The sequence below is a fragment of the Leucobacter celer subsp. astrifaciens genome (genome assembly GCF_001273835.1).
Taxonomy (GTDB): domain Bacteria; phylum Actinomycetota; class Actinomycetes; order Actinomycetales; family Microbacteriaceae; genus Leucobacter; species Leucobacter celer.
Map to the genome: position 1 here is coordinate 78,747 of NZ_JHEI01000140.1, position 24,073 is coordinate 102,819.

General features: G+C 69.5%; 21 protein-coding genes and 1 riboswitch. Of the genes, 5 read left to right on the plus strand and 16 right to left on the minus strand.

The annotated features are described in order from the left end of the window. Positions 1-178 precede the first annotated feature (178 nt). The 5 genes from AMS65_RS13240 to AMS65_RS13260 are packed head-to-tail and all read right to left on the minus strand — an operon-like array spanning position 179 to position 4,905. Positions 179-1,495, minus strand: coding sequence for an NtaA/DmoA family FMN-dependent monooxygenase (locus tag AMS65_RS13240; protein WP_053384651.1), 1,317 nt, complete (start codon positions 1,493-1,495; stop codon positions 179-181). Next, a complete protein-coding gene (locus AMS65_RS13245; protein WP_053384652.1) occupies positions 1,492-2,193 on the minus strand; it encodes an amino acid ABC transporter permease in 702 nt (233 codons plus the stop codon). Before AMS65_RS13245 ends, AMS65_RS13240 begins: the two co-directional genes overlap by 4 nt. Beyond that, on the minus strand, positions 2,190-2,837 hold the full coding sequence (locus tag AMS65_RS13250) for an amino acid ABC transporter permease (protein WP_053384653.1): 648 nt from the start codon (positions 2,835-2,837) through the stop codon (positions 2,190-2,192). The genes AMS65_RS13245 and AMS65_RS13250 overlap by 4 nt, the downstream gene beginning before the upstream one ends. Beyond that, complete coding sequence (locus AMS65_RS13255) at positions 2,834-3,613, minus strand: amino acid ABC transporter ATP-binding protein (RefSeq protein WP_053384654.1); 780 nt, start codon at positions 3,611-3,613, stop codon at positions 2,834-2,836. Before AMS65_RS13255 ends, AMS65_RS13250 begins: the two co-directional genes overlap by 4 nt. Then, positions 3,610-4,905: a M20 family metallo-hydrolase gene (locus AMS65_RS13260; protein ID WP_053384655.1), complete on the minus strand. Its 1,296-nt coding sequence runs from the start codon at positions 4,903-4,905 to the stop codon at positions 3,610-3,612. Before AMS65_RS13260 ends, AMS65_RS13255 begins: the two co-directional genes overlap by 4 nt. A gap of 217 nt (positions 4,906-5,122) precedes the next feature. Between AMS65_RS13260 and AMS65_RS13265 the strand changes: the two genes are divergently transcribed. Together AMS65_RS13265 and AMS65_RS13270 are read left to right on the plus strand one after the other, a co-directional pair. Further along, a complete protein-coding gene (locus AMS65_RS13265) occupies positions 5,123-5,974 on the plus strand; it encodes a substrate-binding periplasmic protein (protein ID WP_053384656.1) in 852 nt (283 codons plus the stop codon). Beyond that, entirely contained in the window at positions 5,971-6,657 is a 687-nt protein-coding gene (locus AMS65_RS13270) for a maleate cis-trans isomerase family protein (RefSeq protein WP_053384657.1), read from the plus strand. The genes AMS65_RS13265 and AMS65_RS13270 overlap by 4 nt, the downstream gene beginning before the upstream one ends. Here AMS65_RS13270 and AMS65_RS13275 read toward each other — a convergent pair. The 8 genes from AMS65_RS13275 to AMS65_RS13310 form a co-directional block, all read right to left on the minus strand. Continuing rightward, positions 6,654-7,826, minus strand: a complete 1,173-nt coding sequence (locus AMS65_RS13275) for a helix-turn-helix domain-containing protein (protein WP_053384658.1) — start codon at positions 7,824-7,826, stop codon at positions 6,654-6,656. The genes AMS65_RS13270 and AMS65_RS13275 overlap by 4 nt on opposite strands. A gap of 245 nt (positions 7,827-8,071) precedes the next feature. Then, entirely contained in the window at positions 8,072-9,040 is a 969-nt protein-coding gene (gene nrdF / locus AMS65_RS13280) for a class 1b ribonucleoside-diphosphate reductase subunit beta (protein ID WP_053384659.1), read from the minus strand. Between the two features lie 231 nt (positions 9,041-9,271). Beyond that, entirely contained in the window at positions 9,272-11,413 is a 2,142-nt protein-coding gene (gene nrdE, locus AMS65_RS13285) for a class 1b ribonucleoside-diphosphate reductase subunit alpha (protein ID WP_053384660.1), read from the minus strand. Then, positions 11,413-11,814: a class Ib ribonucleoside-diphosphate reductase assembly flavoprotein NrdI gene (nrdI, locus tag AMS65_RS13290; protein ID WP_053384661.1), complete on the minus strand. Its 402-nt coding sequence runs from the start codon at positions 11,812-11,814 to the stop codon at positions 11,413-11,415. The genes nrdE and nrdI overlap by 1 nt, the downstream gene beginning before the upstream one ends. Positions 11,815-11,919: 105 nt before the next feature. Continuing rightward, positions 11,920-12,153, minus strand: a complete 234-nt coding sequence (nrdH, locus tag AMS65_RS13295; RefSeq protein ID WP_053384662.1) for a glutaredoxin-like protein NrdH — start codon at positions 12,151-12,153, stop codon at positions 11,920-11,922. Positions 12,154-12,507: 354 nt separating this feature from the next. Then, positions 12,508-12,861 carry a hypothetical protein gene (locus AMS65_RS13300; protein ID WP_053384663.1) on the minus strand — a complete coding sequence of 118 codons (354 nt, stop codon included), beginning with the start codon at positions 12,859-12,861 and terminating at the stop codon, positions 12,508-12,510. Between the two features lie 62 nt (positions 12,862-12,923). Next, positions 12,924-13,382: a 23S rRNA (pseudouridine(1915)-N(3))-methyltransferase RlmH gene (locus tag AMS65_RS13305; RefSeq protein ID WP_193787030.1), complete on the minus strand. Its 459-nt coding sequence runs from the start codon at positions 13,380-13,382 to the stop codon at positions 12,924-12,926. Next, positions 13,382-14,608, minus strand: coding sequence for a pyridoxal phosphate-dependent aminotransferase (locus AMS65_RS13310; protein ID WP_053384664.1), 1,227 nt, complete (start codon positions 14,606-14,608; stop codon positions 13,382-13,384). Before AMS65_RS13310 ends, AMS65_RS13305 begins: the two co-directional genes overlap by 1 nt. Positions 14,609-14,812: 204 nt before the next feature. On the opposite strand from AMS65_RS13310, the gene AMS65_RS13315 reads away from it, so the two are divergent. After that, positions 14,813-15,964, plus strand: a complete 1,152-nt coding sequence (locus tag AMS65_RS13315) for a heparan-alpha-glucosaminide N-acetyltransferase domain-containing protein (RefSeq protein ID WP_053384665.1) — start codon at positions 14,813-14,815, stop codon at positions 15,962-15,964. Positions 15,965-16,081: 117 nt separating this feature from the next. On the opposite strand, the gene AMS65_RS13320 is transcribed toward AMS65_RS13315, so the two are convergent. Next, positions 16,082-17,947: an ABC transporter ATP-binding protein gene (locus tag AMS65_RS13320; protein WP_053384703.1), complete on the minus strand. Its 1,866-nt coding sequence runs from the start codon at positions 17,945-17,947 to the stop codon at positions 16,082-16,084. A gap of 229 nt (positions 17,948-18,176) precedes the next feature. On the opposite strand from AMS65_RS13320, the gene AMS65_RS13325 reads away from it, so the two are divergent. Continuing rightward, the gene (locus tag AMS65_RS13325) at positions 18,177-18,647 is read left to right on the plus strand and encodes an aminoacyl-tRNA deacylase (protein ID WP_241489447.1); all 471 of its coding nucleotides are present in this window, start codon (positions 18,177-18,179) and stop codon (positions 18,645-18,647) included. Between the two features lie 61 nt (positions 18,648-18,708). After that, positions 18,709-18,822, plus strand: a riboswitch (SAM riboswitch). An 18-nt stretch (positions 18,823-18,840) separates the two neighbouring features. Then, positions 18,841-19,308: a hypothetical protein gene (locus tag AMS65_RS13330; protein ID WP_053384666.1), complete on the plus strand. Its 468-nt coding sequence runs from the start codon at positions 18,841-18,843 to the stop codon at positions 19,306-19,308. Between the two features lie 84 nt (positions 19,309-19,392). On the opposite strand, the gene AMS65_RS19465 is transcribed toward AMS65_RS13330, so the two are convergent. Then, complete coding sequence (locus AMS65_RS19465) at positions 19,393-22,386, minus strand: hypothetical protein (protein WP_053384667.1); 2,994 nt, start codon at positions 22,384-22,386, stop codon at positions 19,393-19,395. Between the two features lie 307 nt (positions 22,387-22,693). Beyond that, positions 22,694-24,034 carry a phenylacetate--CoA ligase family protein gene (locus AMS65_RS13340; RefSeq protein ID WP_053384668.1) on the minus strand — a complete coding sequence of 447 codons (1,341 nt, stop codon included), beginning with the start codon at positions 24,032-24,034 and terminating at the stop codon, positions 22,694-22,696. Positions 24,035-24,073 lie beyond the last annotated feature (39 nt).

Sequence of the window (24,073 nt, forward strand, 5' to 3'; positions counted from 1 at the left end):
CGAACGTCTCGAACGAGACCGGATCGACCGGGATGCGCGTGTCGACGGGATGCGCGGGCAGGCGCTCACCATACCAACACTTCAAGAGATAAGTGTTGGTAGCAAGCAGCCCCTTCCCGCGGACAGCATCAGGCCGCGGCCGGACACTTTCCGGGGCGCGGCTCTCCCCGATGCCCGCCTAGAACTCTCGGAGACGATCCCGCAGCCGCGGCCGCCCGCCGTCGACCGCCGCATCCCGCACCAGTCCGCGCCGGCGTAGCTCGGGGACGAGCCCGTCGACGACCTCTACCACGTACTTGCGGTTGATCCGCATGCCGGGCGCGTGGATGAGGAAGCCGTCGCCTCCGACGGCACGATGGATCTCCTCGAGGCGGTCCGCCACCGTCGCCGGCGAGCCGATCAGGTCGCCCTTGCGCCGCCCGCTGTCTCCGAGGATCAGCTCGCGCAGCGTCTTCCCCTCACCGCCCTTGAGCATGGCGCGCAGCGTCCCCTGTTCGCCGTTCGTCGTGAGATCGGCAGGCAGCGGCTGGTCGAGATCGAACCGGGAGAAGTCGATGTCGGTGACATCGGCGATGCCGACGAGCGTGCGCTCGAGGAACTCGGGATCGGCGATGCGCGCCTCCGCCCGCTCCTGCGCGTGCGCGTCGGTGTCGCCCAGGGTCGGCGACACCAGGAACAGCACCTTCACGTGGTCGGGATCCCGCCCGAGCTCGGCGGCGCGCGCTCGGATGTCGTCTCGGTAGGCCTTCATGTCCTCGACCGTCGACGCGGGCGACACCACCACGTCGGCGTATTTGGCGGCGAGCGCTCTCCCCTTCGGCGAGCCGCCAGCCTGCGCGATGACGGGGCGGCGCTGCGGCGACGGAGGCGTGTTCAGCGGCCCGCGAGAGGCGTAGAAGCGCCCCGAGAAGTCGATGTCGTGCACCTTCGAGCCGTCGACGTAGGTGCGGGTCTCGCGGTCGCGCACGACCGCGTCCTCCTCCCACGACTCCCAGAGCTGCTGCACGAGATCGACGTACTCGTCGGCCTTCTCGTAGCGCAGGTCGTGCTCCGGGATGCGATCGTAGCCGTAGTTCTGGGCCGCGCGGTCCTCCCCCGATGTCACGACGTTCCACCCGACCCTGCCGCGCGTCAGATGATCGAGCGTCGCGGTGAGGCGCGCGAGCAGGTATGGCGGATAGAAGGTCGTCGACAGCGTCGCGATGATGCCGAGGCGCTCGGTCGCCCGGGCGAGGAGCGGCACGAGCGGAGCCGGGTCGAGCTTCGGCGCGTGGTACGCGTGCTTCAGCTCCGCGACGAACGAACCGCCGTAGGTGTCGGCGACCATCGATTTGTCCTCGAGCAGCATGAAGTCGAAGTCGGCGCGGTCGAGCTGGCGGGCGACATCGATCAGGGTCTCCCCCGACCAGTCGCGACCGCCGTCGCCCCACTGGCCGTCCCAGTCGTCGACGGTGAAGTTGAGAAACCATCCGAGATGGAAGCGCGAGTCGGTCATGATGCTCCTGTCGGCTGAGCGGGTGCGGTCGGGGTGGGTGTCGCGCGGGCGCGGGCGCGGGCGCTACGGCGCTCGAGGCGCGCGACGAGTCTGATGAGCGGGAGGGTGACGATCGCGTAGACGGCACCGGCGATCACGAGTACCTGCAGGTACTGGAACGTGATCGAGCCGATGTCGTACGCCCGGCTGAGCAGCTCGGGGAGACCGAGCGCGAACGCGAGCGACGTGGCCTGGAACATCTGGATGCAGAAGCCGAGGAGCGGCGCGAGAGAGATCCGGATCGCCTGTGGCAGCACCACGGCGAAGAAGGTCGCGGACCGTGAGAGGCCGAGCGCTCTGGCCGCTTCCCGCTGCCCGTCGGGGACCGCGAGAAGCCCGGCCCTGAGGATCTCGCTGCTGTATGCGGCCGTCGTGAACGACAGACCGATCCACGCGGCGAGCTTCGCCTCGAGCACGATCTGTACGCTCGGCAGACCGTAGTAGACGAGCAGCAGCACGACGAGCACGGGCGCACCGCGGCCGATCTCGATCAGGACGATCGTCGGCCACGATATCCAGCGCGATCCGCGGGCGGCGAGCAGCGCGAGCAGCAGGCCGACGAGCACGCCGACGACGGTGCTGACGCCCGCGAGCTGGAGCGAGACGCCGAGCCCGGGCAGCAACTGCTGCAGAGTCTCCCAGAGGCTGCCGTTGATCACGGTTGCACCTGCTTCCGCAGCGCGTGCTCCGCGGATCGTGCCGCGATCGCGACGGGGATGCTGAGCAGCAGGTAGCAGACCACCGCGACGAGGTAGGCGTCGAGCCCGGCACCGGCGGTGCGATTGGCCTGGGTGGTGAAGTAGGCGATCTCGGTGACGCCGATCACGGAGGGGATCGACGAGTCCTTGAGCAGCGTGAGCGCGAACGTCGCCGCTGACGGGAGGGCCACCCGCACCATCTGGGGTGCGACGACGAAGCGGAAGCGGTCGACGGGCGTCAAGCCCAGGCTGCGCGCGGCCTCCCCCTGTCCCACCGGGACAGCGGCGAGCGCCGTGCGGAACACCTCGGAGAGGTACGCGGCCGCGACGACGCCGAGCACGAGCACGGCTGCCGGCAGCGGCGCGAAGTGGAAGGTGCCGATGGATACGCCGAAGTACAGGATGAAGAGCCACACGAGGATCGGCACGCTGCGCACGAGATCGACGACGACGCGCACCGGAATGCGTACGAGCGGGTTGCGCGCCTCGAGCGCGAGCGCCCCCGGAACCGCGAGCACGGCGCCGAAGGCGAACGCGCTCACGGAGACGAGGACCGTGAGCGGGATGCCCGCCGCGATGCTCGCGATGATCTGGGGGAGGGTCACGGCTCGCGCACGACCTTCAAGAACTGTCTCGTGCGCTCGTGCTGCGGGTCCGAGAAGAGCTGCACCGGCGGCGCATGCTCGACCACCCTGCCGTCAGCCATCACGAGGACGTCGCTCGCCACCTGCTCGGCGAATCGCATCTCGTGCGTCACGACGAGCATCGTGATGCCGGTGCCGGCCAGGCGGCGGAGCACCTGCAGCACCTCGGCGCGGAGCTCCGGGTCGAGCGCCGACGTCGGCTCGTCGAGCAGCAGCACCCGCGGCTGGAGAGCGAGCGCGCGGGCGATCGCGACGCGCTGCTGCTGCCCGCCCGAGAGCTGGGAGGGGCGGTACCCTGCACGGTCGGAGAGACCGACCTGCGCAAGTCCTTCGCGTGCGCGGCCCGCGGCCTCCGCTCGCGAGAGCCCACGGACGCGGCGTAGCGCGAGCGCCACGTTCTCCTCCGCGCTGAGGTGCGGGAAGAGATTGAACGACTGGAAGACCATGCCGACATCGGAGTGCAGCGCCTGGGACGCCGCCGCGGAGAGCTTCGCCCCCGCCTCGTAGCGCGTTCCCGCAATGGCGACGACGCCCCGATCCGGGGTCTCGAGCCGGTTCAGGCACCGCAGCATCGTGCTCTTGCCGGAGCCGCTCGGCCCGATGATCGCGGTGACCGCCCCGGCGGGTACGTCGAAGTCGACGTCCGAGAACACGAGATGATCGCCGAACGATTTGCCGAGGCCGCGCACCGAGACGAGCGGCTCCGCCGGCTGCGGGGCCCCCTGCTGCCGGCTCATCGTTCGGCTCCGCTCAAGTCGCCGACGACCTCGAAGAGCACCCGCGCGCCGTTCGCGGACCACTCGGGGGTGATGTTCTCGGCCTCGGCGTGGCTGATCCCGTCGACGCACGGGATGAAGATCATCGCGGTCGGCACGTGGGACGCGAGCTGCATGGCATCGTGCCCCGCCCCCGAGACCAGTTCAGTGCCGCTCAATCCGAGGCGTTCGGCGGCGCGACGGATCGTCCCGAGCACGGCGGTGTCGAACGTCACAGCGGGTTGCACGAGCACGACCTCGATATCGACGGAGGTGCCGGTCTCGCCGCCGATTCGCACAGCCGCGTCTCGGATCTGCAGCTCCGCCCGGTCCAGCGCTTCTGCATCGGGGTGCCTCAGGTCGATCGCCAGTCGAGCCTCACCGGGAATGACGTTCCGGGAGTTCGGGAGCACCGTGAGCTCGCCCACGGTCGGCCGGATCTCCGGATCGACCGTGTCGCCCAATCGCGCGACGACATCCACGAGCCGCGCGCCCGCGACGAGAGCGTCACTGCGGTGCTCGATCGGGGTCGTGCCGGCGTGCCCGCTCGCGCCGGCGACGCGCACGTCGAGCCACCGGATCGCCTGCACCCCCGTGACGAAGCCGATATCGGTGCCGCTCGCTTCGAGGTGCGGACCCTGCTCGATGTGGATCTCGACGGTGGCGTGCAGGCCGGCGGCCGTCGGACGGTTCGTCGCCGCCGCGCTGTCGGCGCCGATCCCGGCGAGCGCCGCGGCGACCGTCGCGCCGTCCGCGTCGGTGCGGGCAAGCGCCTCCCGGAGCGGCAGCGCTCCGGTGAACACCGCCGAACCCATCATGCTCGGGCTGAAGCGGGCGCCCTCCTCGTTCGTCCAGTTCGCCAGGATGATCGTGCGCTCGTGCGCGATGCCGTGATCGGCGAGCGACCGCAGCACTTCGAGCCCGGCGAGCACCCCGTACACCCCGTCGTAGCGTCCGCCGAGCGGCTGGCTGTCGAGGTGCGATCCGATGAGCACCGGCGGGAGGTACGGGTCCGCGCCGGGCTTCACGATGAACTGATTGCCGATCTCGTCGCCCTGCACGTTCCAGCCCGCCGCGCGAGCGGTCGCCGCGAGCCACGCGCGCACGGCGGCATCGGCGTCGCTGAGCGCGAGTCGATGCAGGCCGCCACGGTCGGTGCCGCCGAACGCCGAGGTTTCGGCGAGTGTGGACCAGAGGCGCGCGGCGTCGATGCCGACGGTGGCACCCGAGTTCGCGTCTGCGGTCGCGGGGACCTGCGCGGCGGGGTCGCTCATGCTCTCTCCGTTGCTCGGGTGGCTGGTCTGTCGATCATAAGGAGAGCTTGGGTGAGACATTCTCGACAGGTGTTCAAAGCCGGCGCTCGCCGCCCCCAGCAGCGTCACAGTCCGTAACCTGGGGCCGTTTTGAACACCTGTCTATGGGCCGTTCCGCCTCGGGTCGCCACAGTGGTGTTCCATCAGCCAACCATTCAGTCAGCTTATTGGAGACATCATGAAACGCCGCTCTCTCTGGTCCGTCGTCGCGGTCGCCGCGATCACCGTCGGCCTCGCCGGGTGCTCCACGCCCGGCGCCGGCTCGTCGGACTCCGGATCCTCGGATTCCGCCGCGTCAGACGCATCGTTCTCGACCATCACCGAGGGCACCCTCACCGTGGGCGTCCCCAACTTCCCGCCGTTCATCGGCCTGGAGGACGGCGAACTCACCGGCCCCGACGGCGAGATCATCACGGCGCTCGCAGAGCAGCACGGCCTCGAGGTGAAGGCCGAGGTCTACGACTTCGCCGCGCTCATCCCCGCGATCCAGCAGGGGCGCATCGACGTCGCGATCGGCTCGATCTTCCGCACCGCCGAGCGGGCGGAGGTCGTCGACTTCACCGACCCGCTGTACACCGAGCCCGCGGGGGTCATCTCCCGCTCTGGCGAGGACGCAGTCGCGGATTTCGCCGACAAGAAGGTCGGCACGATCCAGGGATACAACTGGGTCGAGGACGTGCAGCAGGTGCTCGGTGACAACAAGCTGACCCTCTACCCCTCATCGGCCGAGCTGCAGCAGGACCTCGAGGCGGGTCGCATCGACGTGGGCATCGACAGCTACGGCACTGCGCAGTACCTCTACCGGGACACCGACTTCCAGGTGAAGCAACTCGCCGAAGACGAGCGCATCGCGACCTCGCTGGAGCCGGGACAGACCGCCGTGCTGGTCTCGAAGGACAATCCCGCCCTCACGACGGCGCTGAACGTCGGCGTCGCCGAACTCCACGAGAGCGGCTTCATCGCGGACGCGCTGCAGAAGGTCGGCCTCGACCCGAGCGCCGCCGAGACCGGCGCTCCCCGCATCCTGTGACCGACTCGGTTCCCGGGACGAGGATCGCGGTCCTCGTCCCATCGAGCGACACCGGTGTCGAGATCGAGCTGCCCCGCCGCATCGGCGGGGCAGCCTCGCTGCACGTCGCGCGCATGCCCCTCGACGCCGTCACGCCCGAGGCGCTGCACGCACTCGAGGCCGCCGCGATCGAGCAGTCCGTGAGCCTGCGCCGGGTGAGCCCCGATCTCGCGCTCTTCGCCTGCACGAGCGGGACCTTCCTTCGCGGCACCGCGTTCGAGTCCCGGTTCGTCGCGGAGCTCGAGCAGATCCTGGGCGCCCCGGTCATCACCGCCGCCCGCGCCATGGTGCGTGCGCTCTCCACACGCGGCTCACGCGTACGGCTCATCGCGTCGTACTCGGAGGACATCGTCGCGGCCGAGGCCGCGTACCTGCGCGAGCACGGTCTCGAGGTCGTCACCGCTCACGGGCTCGGCATCGTCGATGACGAGGAGACCGCACGGGTCTCGCCCGAGCGTCTCCTGGCCGCCTCGGAGCGCTTCTCCGGCGACGGCGCCGACGTGGTCATGCTCAGCTGCACGAACCTCCGCACACTCGACGCGATCCCGCGCATCGAGGCGGCGCTCGGACTGCCCGCCGTCAGCTCGAACTCGGCCCTGGCCGAGGCCGCTCTCGCGGCGCTGCGCGCTTCCGGCTCCCGCTAGATCAGGCCCTCGATCTGCGCGGCGGTCAAGCCGAGGTGCAGCGCCACGCGGTGATCCCCGCGCTCGAGATCGAACCCCGTCTGCTCTTCGATGCGGGCGATGCGGTAGTACAGGGTGCCGCGGTGCACGCCGAGTTCGGTGGCCGTGCGACCGGCGTTGCCGCCCGCATCGAGGAACGCCTTCGCCGTGCGCGCGATCGTGAGACCGCGGTCGGTCTCGAGCAGTGTGCGCAGCGCTCGCGGCACCTCGAGTCGCCTGATGGGTGCGATGCGCCCCAGTTCGACGAGCAGCTCGTACGACGGCAGGTCGTCGGCGAACACGACGTCGACGTCTTCGGCCGCGGTCGCACCGGCGATGGAGTGGACCGCCTCGAGGTGGTCGAACACCTCGTGCGAGGTGAACAGCGCCGGCGAGGCGAACACCGTGACACGGCCGATGGCGTGCGCGTCGACATTCACGGCCTGCACGGCGTCGACGACCACCTGCTCGATGCCGGCCCTCCCCAACGCCTCGGGCGCACCGCCGGCGACGAGCACTTCACGGCCGGCACTGTCGCGCGTCACCGACCAGTGCAGCCCATGCGGGCGCGTGCGGAGCTGCTGCAACACCCGGTCGAGCGGTGAGAAGCCGACGAGCCCTTCCGGGTCCACGATCGACGCCGTGCGGATGTCGATCGCGAACACGCGGAATGACCGGTGCGACGCGACCAGCCGGTCGAGCGGCGCCCCGCGCGTGCGCCCCGCCGCCCCGACGTCAGCGAGCACAGCGGGCAACGCCGCGCCCGCCGCGTGCTGCAGGCGCAGCCAGTCGCTTTCGGGAACCGCGCCCGCTCCGTCGATGGCCCAGAGATGACCGACGAGCTCGCCGTTGGTGTCGCGCACGGGAAGATGCACACGGCCGAGCTCGAGCCCGGGGAAAGGGGCGATGCGCTGGGGAGCCGTGCCGGTGAAGATACCGGAATCGCCGGCGAGTCGGCGGCGCACGTCGTCAGTCACGGGCCTGCCCAGCAGCATGGCGAGGCGACTCCCGTCGAGTGGACCTGCGTGCGGCATCGAGGTGAGCGGACGCATGTCAGAGGCGTTCAGCGCGATCGGCACGTCGACGAGCTCTCCGAGGTCGGCGACCGTCTTGACGAGCCGCTCGCCCGCGCTCCCGACTTCCGAACCCATGCAGGCATGCTACGTCCGCACGATCCGAGAATGGTGAGCCGCCGACACACTCCTTCACATCGCGGGATCTGCGAGGGCACGGCGGCGAGATCGATGCGGGTCAGTTCGCCTGAGGTAAGCCGCAGGCGTGCGCTCCCGGCCGCATCCGTTCGCCGGAAGCCGGCACGAGAAGGGCCCGGTCCTGCAGAAGCCTGCCGAACCGGGCCCTTCCCCGGCCTTTGCGGTCCTGGGACCCGATCAGGGTCCTAGAAGTCCCAGTCCTCGTCCTCGGTGGCGACGGCCTTGCCGATGACGTACGACGAGCCCGACCCCGAGAAGAAGTCGTGGTTCTCGTCGGCGTTCGGCGAGAGCGCCGAGAGGATCGCCGGGTTGACGTCGGTCATCTCCTTGGGGAACATCGGCTCGTAGCCGAGGTTCATGAGCGCCTTATTGGCGTTGTAGTGCAGGAACTTCTTGACGTCCTCGGTGAGGCCCACGGGGTCGTAGAGGTCGGCCGTGTACTTGACCTCGTTCTCGTAGAGCTCGTAGAGCAGCGCGAAGGTGTAGTCCTTGAGCTCCTGGCGGCGCTCCTCGGTCTCGTTCTCGAGCGCCTTCTGGAACTTGTAGCCGATGTAGTAGCCGTGCACGGCCTCGTCGCGGATGATGAGGCGGATCAGGTCGGCCGTGTTGGTGAGCTTGGCGTGGCTCGACCAGTACATCGGCAGGTAGAAGCCGGAGTAGAACAGGAACGACTCGAGCAGCGTCGAAGCGACCTTGCGCTTCAGCGGGTCGTCGCCCTCGTAGTAGTCGACGATGATCTGCGCCTTCTTCTGCAGATTCGGGTTCTCCATCGACCAGCGGAAGGCGTCGTCGATCTCCTGCGTCGAGCACAGGGTCGAGAAGATCGACGAGTAGCTCTTCGCGTGCACCGACTCCATGAACGCGATGTTCGTGTAGACGGCCTCCTCGTGCGGGGTGATCGCATCCGGGATCAGCGAGACCGCGCCGACGGTGCCCTGGATCGTGTCGAGCAGGGTGAGGCCCGTGAAGACGCGCATGGTGAGGAGCTGCTCCTCCTGCGTGAGCGTGGCCCACGACTGCACATCGTTCGACAGCGGCACCTTCTCGGGCAGCCAGAAGTTGTTGACCAGACGGTTCCAGACCTCGAGATCCTTGTCGTCCTGGATCCGGTTCCAGTTGATCGCCTGCACCGCGTGGCCCAGCTTGAAGTTCATCGGTTCCTCTTGTTCTTCGTCGTGCTGCGCGACCCGAGGGAGTCGCCGTATCTACTTCATGATGGTGGATTCTGCGGCTTCGCGCAGGATGACCGGATATGGATCCTGCGACTCGCTCCGCTCCCGCAGGATGACGGGAACGGCTCGCGCAGGATGACCGACGATGCGGATCCAGCGAGCCGAAACCACGGAGCGGGTTTCGACTCGCTGCACTCGCTCAACGAGCCCTGTCTACAGCATGCAGCTGACGCACTCGCTCATGTCGGTTCCTTCGAGCGCGAGCTGGCGGAGGCGGATGTAGTAGATCGTCTTGATCCCCTTGCGCCACGCGTAGATCTGAGCCCTGTTGATGTCGCGGGTGGTCGCGGTGTCCTTGAAGAACAGCGTGAGCGACAGGCCCTGATCGACGTGCTGCGTCGCCGCCGCGTAGGTATCGATGATCTTGTCCGGGCCGATCTCGTAGGCGTCCTGGTAGTACTCCAGGTTCTCGTTCGTCATGAACGGCGCCGGGTAGTAGACGCGCCCGAGCTTGCCCTCCTTGCGGATCTCGATCTTCGACGCGATCGGGTGGATCGAGCTGGTCGAGTTGTTGATGTACGAGATGGACCCGGTGGGCGGCACGGCCTGCAGGTTCTGGTTGTAGATGCCGTGGGCCATGACACTGGCCTTGAGCTCGCGCCAGTCGTCCTGGGTCGGGATCGCCACACCCGCGTTCTCGAACAGCTCGCCCACGCGCTCGGTCTCGGGCTGCCACGCCTGCTCGGTGTACTTGTCGAAGAACTCGCCCGACGCGTACTTCGAATCCTCGAACCCGCCGAAGACGCTGCCGCGCTCGATCGCGAGGCGGTTGGAGGCGCGAATCGCGTGGAAGAGCACCGTGTAGAAGTAGATGTTGGTGAAGTCGATGCCCTCTTCGGAGCCGTAGTGCACGTGCTCGCGAGCGAGGTAGCCGTGGAGGTTCATCTGGCCCAGGCCGATGGCGTGCGACTGGTCGTTGCCGTCCTCGATGGACCGCACCGAGGTGATGTGGCTCTGGTCGCTCACCGAGGTGAGCGCCCGGATCGCGAGCTCGACGGTCCCGCCGAGATCCCCGCCGTCCATCGCGGCCGCGATGTTCATCGAGCCGAGGTTGCAGGAGATGTCCTTGCCGATCTGGTCGTAGCTCAGGTCCTCGTTGTAGCTGGTGGGCGTGTTCACCTGGAGGATCTCGGAGCAGAGATTCGACATGTTGATGCGGCCCTTGATGGGGTTGGCCCGGTTCACCGTGTCCTCGAACACGATGTAGGGGTAGCCCGACTCGAACTGCAGCTCGGCAATGGTCTGGAAGAAGTGGCGCGCGCTGATCTTGGTCTTCTTGATGCGCGCGTCGTCGACCATCTCCTGGTACTTCTCGCTGATCGAGATGTCGCCGAAGGGCACGCCGTAGATGCGCTCGACATCGTACGGCGAGAACAGGTACATGTCCTCGTTCTTCTTCGCGAGCTCGAAGGTGATGTCGGGGATCACGACACCGAGCGAGAGCGTCTTGATGCGGATCTTCTCGTCGGCGTTCTCGCGCTTGGTGTCGAGGAACTTCATGATGTCGGGGTGGTGCGCGCTCAGGTACACGGCGCCGGCGCCCTGACGCGCGCCGAGCTGGTTGGCGTAGCTGAAGCTGTCTTCGAGCAGCTTCATGACGGGGATGATGCCCGACGACTGGTTCTCGATCTTCTTGATCGGAGCGCCCGATTCGCGGATGTTCGAGAGCAGCAGGGCCACGCCGCCGCCGCGCTTGGAGAGCTGCAGCGAGGAGTTGATGCCGCGCGAGATCGACTCCATGTTGTCCTCGATGCGCAGCAGGAAGCAGGAGACGAGCTCGCCCCGCTGCGCCTTGCCGAGGTTGAGGAAGGTGGGCGTGGCCGGCTGGAAGCGACCCGAGACGATCTCGCGCACGAGGCCGCGGGCCAACTCCTGATCGCCCTCGGCGAGGCCGAGCGCCACCATGACGACGCGGTCCTCGAAGCGCTCGAGGTAGCGCTTGCCGTCGAAGGTCTTGAGCGCGTACGAGGTGAAGAACTTGAACGCCCCGAGGAAGGTGGGGAAGCGGAACTTCATCGCGTAGGCCTCATTGGTGAGGCTCTCGATGAACTCGAACGGGTACTGGTCGAGCAGTTCCTTCTCGTAGTAGTCGTTGTCGATCAGGTACCGCATGCGCTCTTCGAAGTTGTGGAAGAACACCATGTTCTGGTTGACGTGCTGCAGGAAGTACTGCCGCGCCGCCTCCCGATCCCGCTCGAACTGGATGCGCCCGTCGGCGTCGTACAGATTGAGCATCGCGTTCAGCGCGTGATAATCCATGTCGCTGATCTTCGACGACTCGAGTCCCGGTTCCATCACTGCTGTTTCCAAAACTGTTCCAATCCTTCTTGGACGGCGGTGACGTCGTCCGGGGTACCAAAGAGTTCGAATCGATAGAGGAAGGGCACCCGGCACTTGCGTGCGATGATGTCCCCCGCGAGGCCGTAGGCCTCACCGAAGTTCGTATTGCCCGCGGCCATCACCCCGCGCAGATACCGGCGGTTGCCCTCGTCGTTGAGGAACCGGATGACCTGCTTGGGTACGGCCCTCGTCTCGGGGCCGCCGCCGTAGGTGGGGACGAGCAGCACGTATGGTTCGGTGACCACGAGCGGCTCGTCGCGGGAGCGGAGCGGGATCCGCAGTGCCGGGCGGCCGAGCTTCTCCACGAAGCGGTGCGTGTTGCCGGAGACACTGGAGAAGTACACCAGGTCCGTCACACGCGTCACCCCCAACTGCGATCTCGAACTGCTGAAAAGCCCTCGGCGTGCCGGATTCGAGCTCCGGCCGCCGCGGGCGATTCACGAGTGTGCGTACTGCCGCGCCTACGCGAGGCGGCTGGCGAGCTCCGAGATCTTGTCGGGGCGGAAGCCCGACCAGTGCTCGTCGTCAGTCACCACCACAGGAGCCTGCAGGTAGCCCAGCTCCTTGACCGTCTCGAGTGCGGTCTCGTCCGCGGAGACGTCGAGCACGTCGTACTCGATCCCCTGCTTGTCGAGCTCGCGATAAGTCATGTTGCACTGCACGCACGACGGCTTGGTGTATACCGTGATGGCCATTCCACGCCCCTCCTCGAAAAACTCATGTGCCCCGCTCGAGGCACTACATATAGTGAACCACACCATCATCAACCACAACATGATGTAGTTACATCGATGTAGTTTTCCACCCGATATCCACGACTCGGGAAGCGGGATTGGGGAGAACTTTCGGCGGAGTTCCGCCCCTCTCAGGGGGTTATCCACAGCCTGTTCGGTCCGAAAGTTTTTTGCCCCACAGCCCTTTCCCGGCGTGTCGCGGAGTGTCGCCGTTCGAGCCCTCTTGCGGCGGGCCCCTCGGGTCCACCGCACCCCGGATCCCGATGCGCACCCGCACTGATATCAACGTTCGCGCAGCCCCGGATGTTCCCGGTTCTAGAGTGCGATCGGCCACAGCAGCTCCGTTCCGTCGGGCTGGAACCAGCGCATCACCAGCATCGTGTCGGCCGATCCCGCGACCGACTCCGCAGACCCTCCGCGCACCACGACGCGCATGCGCTCCCCCGGCAGCACCGTGCGCGGGAGCGACAACCCCAGCATGCCGCGCCCCGCGAGCGCGAACCGCACCGAGTACAGCGGCGCCGCCCCGCAGTGCTCCACCTCGATCACCCCCGACTCGGAGCGCCGCACCACGCGCCAGGGCACCGCGACGGCCTCCGCCGGCGCGCGCTCCCGCTGCACCGGACGGGGCGCCGGATGCAGGCGAGTGGTGAGCCGGAACGGGTTCATGCCGACACTCTAAGAGGGACCTCCGACACTGACCGGTCGACGGATTCGACCCTGCCGCCGCCCTAGACGTGGTGGTACGAGCGCCCCGCCGAGATCTCCTGTGCGCGGTAGAGCTGCTCCGCGAGGATCAGCCGCACGAGCTGGTGCGGGAAGACGAGCTGCGACAGGCTCCACACGAAGTCGGCGCGCTCGCGCACGCGATCCTCGACCCCGTACGCACCGCCGATCACCACGATCACCGCGCGCCCCGAGTCGAACGCGCCCTGCAGCGTGCGCGCCAGCGCGGGTGAGTCGACATTGCGTCCGCGCTCATCGAGCAGCACGACGAACGCTCCGCGATCCAGTTTCGCCAGGATCCGCTCCGACTCCTCCGCCCGGGCCGCATCGCCCTCGCGGGACGAGTGCGGCAGCAGCTGCCAGCTCGCGTCGAACGGCTTGCGCAGCCGCTTCTCGTAGCGGCCGATGCCGTCGGCGACCCAGCTCTCGTGCTTCTTCCCCACCGCGAGGATCTTGACCGGCATCAGTCGATCCTGACCTTGTCCAGATACTCGGCGATGCGCCCGATCGCCTCGGTCAGCACGTCGGCGCCCGGCAGGGTGACGAAGCGCACGTGGTCGGGGGTCGGCAGGTTGAAGCCGCGTCCGTTCGTGATCATCACGTGCGTCGCCCGCATCAGCTGGATCACGAAGTGCTGATCGTCGTGGATGTCGTAGCGGTCGGGATCGAGCCTCGGGAACAGGTACATCGCGCCCCCGGGCAGTGCGCAGGTGACGCCCGGGATCTCGGTGAGCAGGCGGTGCGCGACATCGCGCTGGTCGCAGAAGCGGCCTCCCGGCGAGCACAGCTCGGCGATGCCCGACCAGTCCGACGCGCTCGAGAGCGCCACGGGGATCGCGTACTGCGCCGGCACGTTGGCGCACATGCGCATGTTGGCGAGCAGCGTCAGCCCCTCGAGGAAGTCGCTCGCGCGCCCCCGATCGCCGGAGGCGACGACCCAGCCGGCGCGATAGCCGGCCACCCGCTGGATCTTCGACAGCCCGCTGAAGGTGAGGCACAGGGTGTCGCGCGCGCGGAGGGCCGCGTGCTCGTGCCGCGCGTCGTCGTAGAGGATGTGATCGTAGATCTCATCGGCCATCAGCACCAGGCCGTGCCGCTCGGCGAGCTCGGCGAATCCGCGCACCAGCTCCGCCGAGTACACGGCGCCGGTCGGGTTGTTCGGGTTGATCAGCACGATGCCCTTGGAGCGCTCGGTCACGAGCTGCTCGATGGCCTCGAGATCCGGCATCCAGCCGTTCTGCTCGTCGCAGGGGTAGTGCACGGCGTGCCCCCCGGCGAGCGTCACCTGGGCGGTCCACAGCGGATAGTCGGGCGCGGGGATGAGGATCTCGTCGCCCGGGCTGATGAGCGCCTGCAGCACGAGCGAGATGAGCTCGCTCACGCCGTTGCCGATCAGCACGTCGTCGGGCGCGACGGCCTCGACGCCGAGCTTCGTGTAGTGCTCCGCGACCGCCTCCCGGGCCGGCAGGATGCCGCGCGAGTCGCTGTATCCCTGCGCGCGCGGCAGGGCGGCGTGCATCGCGTCGAGGATCTCGGGCGGCGCCTCGAAACCGAAGATCGCCGGGTTGCCGATGTTGAGCCGCAGGATCTCGTGACCCGCGCGCTCGAGGCGCTCGGCCTCCTGCAGGATCGGGCCACGCACGTCGTAGCGGACACCAGCGAGCTTGCTGGACTGGGTGATGGGGCGCACCGGCCTATTATCCCACCCGAATGCTGTGCGATTCTGCACCGCCGAGTCCGCAGAAACCGCAGATCCAACGAGAGCATCGCCCCTGTCGCCGAATGTTCTTCGACGACGGCGGCTCCGGTCTCGCCACCGCCCTGCGACGGATCCCGGCCGTCTCACAGTCGCGTGCGCGATGGTCGTGGATGACGGCGAGAGAGGGGCGGCATCGTGATCGGTCGGGTGGGCGCGAACCTCGCCTCGCTCGAGCCGCCGCGCCGCCTGCCGGGCATCGACCTGGCTCGCGGCCTCGCCGTCATCGGCATGTTCGCGGCGCACCTCGCCATCGTCACCCCGCTGGAGTGGGGGCGTCCGGAGACCTGGTCCGGCCTCGTGTCGGGCCGGTCCTCGATCCTGTTCGCCACCCTCGCCGGCGTGTCCCTGGCGATCGTCTCGGCCGCAGCGACGGCGCGCGAGCGCACCGGCCGCGGAGGACCCGTCCGGTGGTGGGGCGTGCGCACGCAGCTCGCGCTCCGGGCCGTGCTCATCTGGCTGCTCGGCATCACCCTCGACGACCTCGACGTCCCGGTCTACGTGATCCTGCCCGCCTACGGGATCCTCTTCCTGATCGGCATCCCCCTGCTGCGCCTGCCGACCGGCGGCCTGTTCGCCCTCGCCGCGCTGCTCGCACTGACGATGCCCTTCGCCGTGACCGCGATCGACCAGACCGTGGCGGGCAGCCCCGATCGGGAGGGGATCGAGGACACCCTGCGGCTCTTCGGCTGGAACTACCCCTTCCTCCTCTGGGCGGCGTTCATCGCCGCGGGAATCGGCGCCGGCCGCATGCTGCTCGCCGCGCCGCGCCGCGCCTGGGCGGTGCTCGCCGCCGGAGCGGTGCTCGCCGGCCTCGGATACGGGATCATCGGCCCGCTCGGCAACCGCGCTGCGGCACGGAGCGGGCTTCTCGACGAGCCCATCGGATCCGACTCCTGGGTTCTCGCCGTGCTGCAGGACACCCCGCACTCCTCCGGCGTCGGCGAGGCGATCGGCACGGGAGGCTTCGCGCTGGCGATGATCGGAGCGTGCGTGCTGATCGGCACGACTCCGCTGCGGTGGCTGCTCTGGCCCCTGCGCGCCGCGGGGTCCATGCCGCTCACGGCATACGTCTCGCACATCCTCATCTGGGCGGTGTGGATCTCGGTCGGGACGGCGCGCGACCCGGCGCTCGATCCCTGGACCGACTTCCGGGCGCTCGATCCGTTCTGGCCCATGACCATCGGAGTGCTCGTGGGCTGCTCGCTGTGGGCGGCGCTGGTCGGCAAGGGGCCGATGGAGGCGCTGCTCGGCGTGCTCACCCGAGGCCCGAGACGCCGCCGGGTCTGAGGCCTCGCCGGCTCCGGGAACACCGCGTCTCGATCCGAGGCTCGGGATCATTCCGGAGAGCGGTGATCCCGGACCCCGGATCGGCGCCAGCGTCGGCGCCGGATCGGCGCAGGCGTCTCAGCTCTGCTGCGCGTAGAGCTCGGCGTAGGATCCTCCGAGCTCGAGCAGTTCGGCGTGCGTGCCCTGCTCGAGGATGCGGCCCGCCCCCACGACGTAGATGCGGTCGGCGTCCATGACCGTCGACAGCCGGTGGGCGATCGCGACCGTGGTGCGCCCGCTGCGAGCGTCTTCGAGGGCGCGCTGCACCGCGCGCTCGTTCACGGTGTCGAGCGCGCTCGTGGCCTCGTCGAGCACGAGCACACTGGGGTTCTTGAGCAGCACGCGCGCGATCGCGATGCGCTGCTTCTCGCCGCCCGAGAGCCGGTAGCCGCGCTCCCCCACGACCGTGTCGTAGCCGTCGGCGAAACTCACGACCGTGTCGTGGATGTTCGCGAGCCGCGCGGCCGCTTCGAGCTCCTCCTGCGTCGCGTCGGGTTTCGCATAGCGCAGGTTCGCCGCGATCGAGGCGTGGAACAGGTAGGGCTCCTGGGTCACCACCCCGATGCGGTCCATGAGCGCCTCCTGACGCAGCTCGCGCACGTCGTCGCCCGCGTAGCGCACCGATCCCGAGGTCGCGTCGTAGAGGCGCGGGATCAGGGAGCCGATGGTGGTCTTGCCCGATCCCGAGGCTCCGACGAAGGCGACGAACTCCCCCGGTTTCACGTGGAACGAGACGCGGTCGACCGTCGCCCGGTCGTCGGGTCCCGCGTCGGGATAGCGGAAGCTCACGTCGACGAACTCCACGCGCCCGGCTCGGCCCGGCTCGTCGGAGGGCTCCCGCGCGTCCGGGGCGTCGACGATCGCCGGTCTCAAGTCGAGGTACTCGAAGATGCGCGCGAAGAGCGCTCGCGAGGTCTGCAGGTCGAGCGCGATGCGCATCAGCGCCATGAGCGGGAAGAGCAGCCGCGACTGCACCGTGGTGAACGCCACGATGGTGCCCGCCGTGATGCCGGGGTCGAAGCCCTCGCCCAGGGCCCTCGCCATGAGCCACCCCGACACGAGGTAGACGATCGCGGGCACCGCCGAGAGGAACACCTGCACGAGCGCGAAGAACACCTGGCCGCTCATCGTCTGCCGCACCTGCAGGTCGATCTGGGTGCGGTTCTCGGCGGCGTAGCGCTCGGTCTCGTCGTGCTGCCGGGAGTAGGTCTTGGCCAGCAGCACACCCGAGACCGAGAGCGCCTCCTGCGTGATCGCCGTCATCTCGGACAGCGACTCCTGGGTACGGCCCGCGATCCTGGCCCGGATCTGTCCCACCCGCCGCTGGGCGAGCACCAGCACGGGCATCAGCACGAGCGCGATGATGGTGAGCTGCCAGCTGAGCAGCACCATCGCCACGCCGGCCGCGATCACGGTGACCGTGTTGCCGATGATGTTGGAGACGGTGTTGGTGAGCACGTTCGAGACGCCGCCGACGTCGTTCTGCAGCCGGGACTGGATCACGCCCGTCTTGGTGCGGGTGAAGAAGCCGAGCTCCATCGACTGCAGGTGCGCGAACAGCCGCACCCGCAGATCGCCCATCACGCGGTTGCCGACGCGCGCCGTGAACAGGGTCTGCACGATGCCGAGCGCGGAGGAGACGATGAACACCGCGATCATGGCGCCGACGAGCCACACGAGCACGGTGAGATCCGGCCCGCCGTCGGGCGGGAAGAGGCCGTCGTCGAAGACGCGCTGGGTGAGCAGCGGCGGCAGGATCCCGAGCGCCGCCGAGATCAGCACCAGCGTGATGATCACCGCCAGCTGACCCCGGTACGGGCGGAACAGCGCGGCGATGCGGCGGCCCAGGTCGGCGACGACGGGTGCCTCGCTGTTGATCTCCCGCTGCCGCTCGGCGTCGCCGGAGGACACGCGCGATCCGCGCCCGCCCATCCCGCCGCTCATGCTCATGGTTCGGAGGATACTCCGAACCACCGACGCGCAGGGACCGCGTTCGCTGCGAGCGCCGGGGCCGCCCGGCGAGGACGCCGCGACGCGCTCAAGCAGACGCGGAGTCCCAGATGGCTACTTCGCCACCCGCGAAGCAGCCATCTGGGACTCCGCTTTTCCGAAGAGGCGCGGCTCCGGCCGGGTCTGGCAGGATGAGGAGAGCATCGACCGAGGGGAGGAACGCGTGTCCGCATCGCACAGCCGAGTCCGCGAGGCCGCCGCCGCGCGGGGCCTCGACATCGAGATCCGCGAGCGCCCGGAGGCGAGGTCGCTGCCCGAGGCCGCGGAACTGCTCGGGATCCCGCCCTCGGGGATCGTGAAGACGCTCGTCGTGAAGCGCTCCGACGGCACCTACCTGTTCGCGCTCATCCCGGGCGGACGGGCGATCTCGTGGCCGAAGCTGCGTGCGGTCGTCGGCGTCAACAAGCTGCGGCTGCCCGAGTCCGAACTCGCGCTGGCGGCGACCGGCTACGAGCGCGGCACGATCACCCCGATCGGCAGCTCGACCGACTGGCCGGTGTTCGCCGACGAGACGATCGTCGGGCAGCGCGTGGCGATGGGAGCCGGATCGCACGGCTACAGCCTGTTCGTCGACGCCGACGAGCTGATCCGCGCGTACGGCGCGACCGTCGCCGACATCTCCGTACCGGAGTAGGCGGATCCGGCGGAGGCCTGCCGCCCTTCGCCCTTCGCACTCCGCGTGATATCTTTGTCGCGCTCTCGAGCTGCAGCGTCAAGTACCTGGCTGGCTGCACGGCAACCCTCCTCCGCTGAGCGGGGTGCCCCAGGGGAAGAGCCGGCTGATCCGCCCGGATCGGCAAGTCAGTTTCTCTGCACGGAGGTGACCCGTGTCCACTCACGGTACCCAGAACGAATTCCACCGCCCCGGCGGGCCCGGTGCGCGCGGCACCGGCTTCAGCACGCACGCGGGATCGATCGCGCTGATCGGCGACGACGGCACGCAGTTCGGCATCGCCCGGCTGCACGAGGGGCAGGATCCGCAGCCCGGCCTGCCGCCGGTGCGGCTGAGCTGCCCGCCCGGTTGCGCCTGCCGGATCGCCATCGAGCGCGGCGAGGTCGGGATCCCCTCGCTCACCCGCGAGCAGCTGCTCGCGTGGGTGGCGGCGCTCGCCGGCCCGCTGCGCAGCGGCCTCGCGCACAAGCGCATGTACCATCACGAGCGCCGCACGAATCCGGAGTCGCCGCTCAACGTCGGCTTCGTCGGGGTGGCGCGCGGGCTCGCGGCGTTCGGTGTCACGGCGGAGACGGTGCGGGACGCCTGGCCCGACTGGAAGAGCCGCTGCCCGCTGGAATAGGCATCCGCTCGGGAACGGGCGCGCGGACGGCCGTGCGCCGCAGGATCGGCATGACCCCGCGGCGCACGACCGGTTTCCGAGCCGCTACTCCGTCGCGGATTCCGGCACCGCCTCCGCAGCCGACCTGCGGCGCACCAGCACGAGCCCCAGCCCGATCAGCGCTGCCGCGGCGAGCACCGCTCCCAGGAGCGGAAAGTCCGATCCGGTGCGTTCCAGCACCCCGTTCCCGGTCCCGGACGCGGCGCCGGAGGCACCCGCGGCCGCACCGGCCGTACCGTCGGCGGCGCCCTGCGCACCGCCGTCGGCGGATCCCGCGGCACTGCCATCAGCACCGCCATCGGCGGCCCCATCAGCACCGCCATCGGCGGCCCCGCCCGCACCGCCGTCGACCGCTGCGGGCAGCACCTCGACGGAGATCGAGGCGGCCCCGGATGGCGCGGTCGCGGTGAGCGTGTGCTCGCCGGGCTCCACGCCGCTCGGAACGGTGACGGTCGCCGTCGCGGCCCCGTCGGCGCCGACGACCGCGCTGCCGAGTTCGACCGGGTCCGAGTGCAGCACGAGTTCGATGGTCTCGCCCTCGGCGAAGCCGCTCAGCCCGATACTCGACGGTGCGCCGACGCGGAGGCCCTCCGCGGGGATCGTGATGCTCTTCGGCGTGAACACCGCGCCGAACGACAGGGTCTGGGTCTGCGAGGGGAACATCTTGAACTCGACCGGGGAGAGGTCCTGCGCCTCGGTGCCGTCTCCGTAGATGTCGACGGTACCGGAATCGAGCAGGAGCCTCACCCGGGTGCCGTCCTCGAGGCTCGATACCCCGGCGATCCCCTCGTACGATCCGGGCCACCCCTCCAGACCGAGCGCATCGCGCGCCGGTACGGCCGGATCCTCGGGATCCCCCGACCAGCCGAAGAGTGCGAAGCGACCCGTGTCGTCCGCGCTCCCGCCGATGATCAGGTACTCGCCGGAGTCGGCGCGCGCCATATCGCGGATGGCGCGCCCGCCGAGGTCGAGCAGGATCGGCGCGCCGACAACCGGCTCGCCGCCCGCGATCACGCCGGCGATGTCCGCCACGGGCACGATGAGCGCCTCGGCGTCATCGCCGACCTCCGGGGAGCGGAACCCGAGCCAGAGCGTCGTGCCGTCGGGGGCCATCGCGGCGCCCTCGATGTTCAGCGAGTCCGGACCCTCCGCGGAGACGCCGGGCTGGGTCGCCGCGAGGAAGCCGAAGCGATCGGCTCCGAGGCCGTGCAGGTCCTCGTGATCCCACGACACCAGCGCATCGCGCAGCACGTTGCGGTATCCGACGAACGACAGCGTCGCGTCGGCGCCGCTGCCGTGCACCTCGGTCTGGAGCACGATGTCGCGATCCAGCCGCACATTGCCGCTGCGGGTGTTCCCCGCCGATCCGATCCAGAACACCTGGGAGCCGGCTCGCGCGACCGCCTCGAAGTCGTGCGCCTCACCGGGGCGCTCGAAGGCGATCCGATCGCTGAAGTCGAACGAGGCGACTGCTTCTCCTCCGGTCTCGGAGAACAACCGGATCGCGTTCGAGTCGTCGTCGACGGCGAAGAAGTAGCCGTCACCGGCGTCGATGGCGGCCGAGGCATCCGACATGCCGAAGTGCGCCGTCGCCGAGGCATCCGACAGCGCCGGTGCGACGCGGTACGACAGCTGCGAGAGCGCACTGCGACCGTCCTCTGCGACGACACGAACACCGATCACGGCGGCCCCGGGGCCGGAGGGATCCGCGCTCAGCCGGAACGAGCCGTCCGCCGCGACATCGAGGGAGATGCGGGCGGGATCGACCACGGCGCTGTCGCTGCTCGTGACCGAGACGTCCACGGCCTGACCGGCGGGATCGACGATCGAACCGGTGGCGACGGGGTTCGTCTCCTGGCCCAGCACGGCGGCGAGCGCGTTGCCGCCCCCGCCCGCCACGCGGGCGTCCCAGCTCACCGCCGGCTTCGCGAGAATCGGACCGACGGGGTCTGTGCCGGGCGCGAACCCGGGCGCGAAGGCGACGCCGCGGAACGCGGTGCCGGGCGCCGCCGTGGCCAGCACGTCGAGCGTCCCGGAGAACTCGGTCTCGTCGCCCGAGTCGACGACGCGCACGAGCTCGTTCCCCTGGTTCGCGCCGCGGACGGCGTACAGCACGTTCTCGTCGCCGGCCTCTCGCCCCTCGAGCCCCCAGAAATCGCCCGCGAACGTGGCGGACCACTCCCAGCCCGCGCCGGACTGGCGATACTTCGCGATCCCTCGCGAGCCGCCCTCCGTGAAGCCCACGTAGAGCGCGTCGCCAGCGAACGCGAAGTCGTGCGCCACCGACGCGCCGGAGGGCGCCGCGGCGACCAGCGTCAGCGAGGCGCCGGGTTCGGTCGGCACGCCCGTCCCGACCCGGTTCAGCCCGGAGAAGCCGCTCCGGTCGCTCGTCATGTACAGCTGCCCGTCGTGGATGTCGACGACACGACCGTTGTTGAGATTGGAGTTGCCCGAGACCACGGCCGTCGGGGTCGCACCGCCCGCGGGGATGGTGAGCAGGCTGCCCGCCGGCGCAGTGGCGTCGCCCCCGTGCCCGCCGGTCCAGTACCGCGAGCCGTCGATCGTCGCGGTGCCCCGGATGTGCCGGAGCGAGTACCCGCCCGCGAGCGTGGTGCTGGTGTCGACGCCGCCCTCGGCGTCGACGGCCGCCACGATGCGGAGCGTGTCGGGCGCGGCGGTGTCGTTCAGCGCACCCGAGCCCGGCACCGCGGCGTACCCGCCGAGCGTCACCAGGCTGTGATCGGCGGACTGCTGCAGCGCGCCCTGCTGGTCGCGATCCGCGCCCAGCGCGAAGGCCTGCTGAGCGCCGCTCGCCGAGGCGGGGAGGGGCACGGAGTCGCCGAGCTCCCCCTGCCCGTCGATCAACTGGATCGCGACCGGAACCGCAGCATTGCCGCTGGAGGCGCCGTCGCCGACGACCGACACCGCGAGCCGGTCGGTCTCGGCGGCGAGGCCGATCGCCGTCTGCGGCGCGATGAGCACTGCGCCGGCCGCGACGATCGTCGCCAGGCCGAGTGTGATTGCACGGGAAACGGGCACGGAGACTCCCTCTCAGGGCGGGGACACGGACTCGACCAGCCAAGCAAGCCCGTGCGAACGGCGGGCGTACCGGAGCTGAACGACCGGCGAACGACAGCCGTCGCGCTGCCGTCGCCGACGCCCCCGCACCGCCGTCGCCGACGCCCCCGCGCGGGAGCCGCGAGCGGGATCTCGCGGTGAGATTCTGCGGCGGAGCCTGTGCTGCGCGAGCCTGCGAGTCGCAGCGCGCAGAATGACGGAGGGAACGCGCCGAAGGACGGAACGAACGCACAGGACGGCGCGAACGCGCAGAACGACCGCGCGAACCCTACTCCGCCGGCGGCGCCGCGAGCTCGCTGATGAGGTACTTGGTCTTGCCCCCGGTCTGCGGCAGGTGCTCCACGTACTCCACCACGATCGGAACCTCGTCGTCGATGCGCCGTCGCACCTTCGCCACCGCGTTCTCGATGTGCTCGTCACCGCGAGGATCACCTCCGCGGACGATCCTGATGCGGAGCGCGTAATCCGCGGATTGGACGATCTGGAACACCCGCACCGACTCCGGGTGATCCGCGAACATCGCCATGAGCCCGTGGTTGATCATGCGTCCGCTGGGCAGGCGGACGATATCCGTGGTGCGACCCTCCGGTTGCGCGATCATCGGCAGCGTCACGCCGCAGGGGCACTCGCGCTCGATGAACCGGCCCCGGTCCCCGACCCGGTACCGGATCATCGGGAAGACGCGGTTGAGCAGGTCGGTGACCACGATGTCGCCGACGGTCCCGGTGGGAACGGGCTGCCCGTCCGGCCCGAGGATCTCGATGCGCCGCGTGTCGGCGAAGACGTGGAGGCCCGAGCGCTCGCGGCACTCGGCCGCCATCCAGTTGATCTCCGAGCCGCGGTACTCGTCGTACACCGGAGTCCCGTACACGGTCTCGAGGCGGTGCCTGGCGTTCTCCGTCAGCGGTGCTGCCGTGGTGGCGATCGCGCGCGGCGTCGGGATGGTCAGCCCCTCCGCCTCGAGAAAGTCGGCGAACTCGAGCATCGCGCCCACGTACCCCTCGATGAGCGCCGGGCGGGTCCGCACGATGGCCCGGTGGAAGGCGCGCATCGTCGTGCCGTCGAAGAGCTGCGCGTCGAGGTAGATCTGTCTCGACGGCCACCACGTCACGGCGGTCTTGAGGGTGTCGACCGCTCCGAAGCCCCACCGGCCGACGCGCGCGAGGTTGTCCCAGGGTTCGACGCCCCACCAGCGGTACATGCGCCACGCGTGCGCGAGGGTCGGCACCCGCGCGTCCTGCTGCAACCACAGCGGTTCGCCGCTGCTTCCGCCGGTCTTCGCCTGGCGGGCCGTTCGCCGCGTGGACTCCGAGGAGATGAACTCCCGCCGGTGCTCCTTCACCATCGCGCGCTCCACCACGGGGATGCGCTGCCACTGCTCCGGGGCCTCGAGGCGGGCCGGGTCGACGCCGGCCTCGGCGAACGTGCGGGCGTAGTACGTCGTGTTCGTCGCGGCGAACCGGGCGATCGCCGCCGCCCGGGACGCCTGCAGAGCGGCGAGTCGCTCCCGCGGGAGGCGCTCGTTACTCAGCAGCTCGTCGAGAAAGCGGCCGGACCTCCGCCGCACCGTGCGGCTCTTGATCGTGAATGCCGTTCGGGCGAATCCCATGTGTTTTCTCCCTCGAGGATCGAGCCCGCACGACGGGCG

Bases quoted from the DNA above. Each gene is read 5' to 3' on its own strand.
- AMS65_RS13240 (WP_053384651.1), bottom strand. From the start codon at position 1,495: ATGACCGACTCGCGCTTCCATCTCGGATGGTTTCTCAACTTCACCGTC.
- AMS65_RS13300 (WP_053384663.1), bottom strand. From the start codon at position 12,861: ATGAACCCGTTCCGGCTCACCACTCGCCTGCATCCGGCGCCCCGTCCG.
- AMS65_RS13305 (WP_193787030.1), bottom strand. From the start codon at position 13,382: ATGCCGGTCAAGATCCTCGCGGTGGGGAAGAAGCACGAGAGCTGGGTC.
- nrdF (WP_053384659.1), bottom strand. From the start codon at position 9,040: ATGAACTTCAAGCTGGGCCACGCGGTGCAGGCGATCAACTGGAACCGG.
- nrdE (WP_053384660.1), bottom strand. From the start codon at position 11,413: ATGGAACCGGGACTCGAGTCGTCGAAGATCAGCGACATGGATTATCAC.
- AMS65_RS13275 (WP_053384658.1), bottom strand. From the start codon at position 7,826: ATGGGTTCGGAAGTCGGGAGCGCGGGCGAGCGGCTCGTCAAGACGGTC.
- AMS65_RS13265 (WP_053384656.1), top strand. From the start codon at position 5,123: ATGAAACGCCGCTCTCTCTGGTCCGTCGTCGCGGTCGCCGCGATCACC.
- AMS65_RS13320 (WP_053384703.1), bottom strand. From the start codon at position 17,947: ATGAGCGGCGGGATGGGCGGGCGCGGATCGCGCGTGTCCTCCGGCGAC.
- AMS65_RS13255 (WP_053384654.1), bottom strand. From the start codon at position 3,613: ATGAGCCGGCAGCAGGGGGCCCCGCAGCCGGCGGAGCCGCTCGTCTCG.
- AMS65_RS13340 (WP_053384668.1), bottom strand. From the start codon at position 24,034: ATGGGATTCGCCCGAACGGCATTCACGATCAAGAGCCGCACGGTGCGG.
- AMS65_RS13260 (WP_053384655.1), bottom strand. From the start codon at position 4,905: ATGAGCGACCCCGCCGCGCAGGTCCCCGCGACCGCAGACGCGAACTCG.
- nrdH (WP_053384662.1), bottom strand. From the start codon at position 12,153: ATGGCCATCACGGTATACACCAAGCCGTCGTGCGTGCAGTGCAACATG.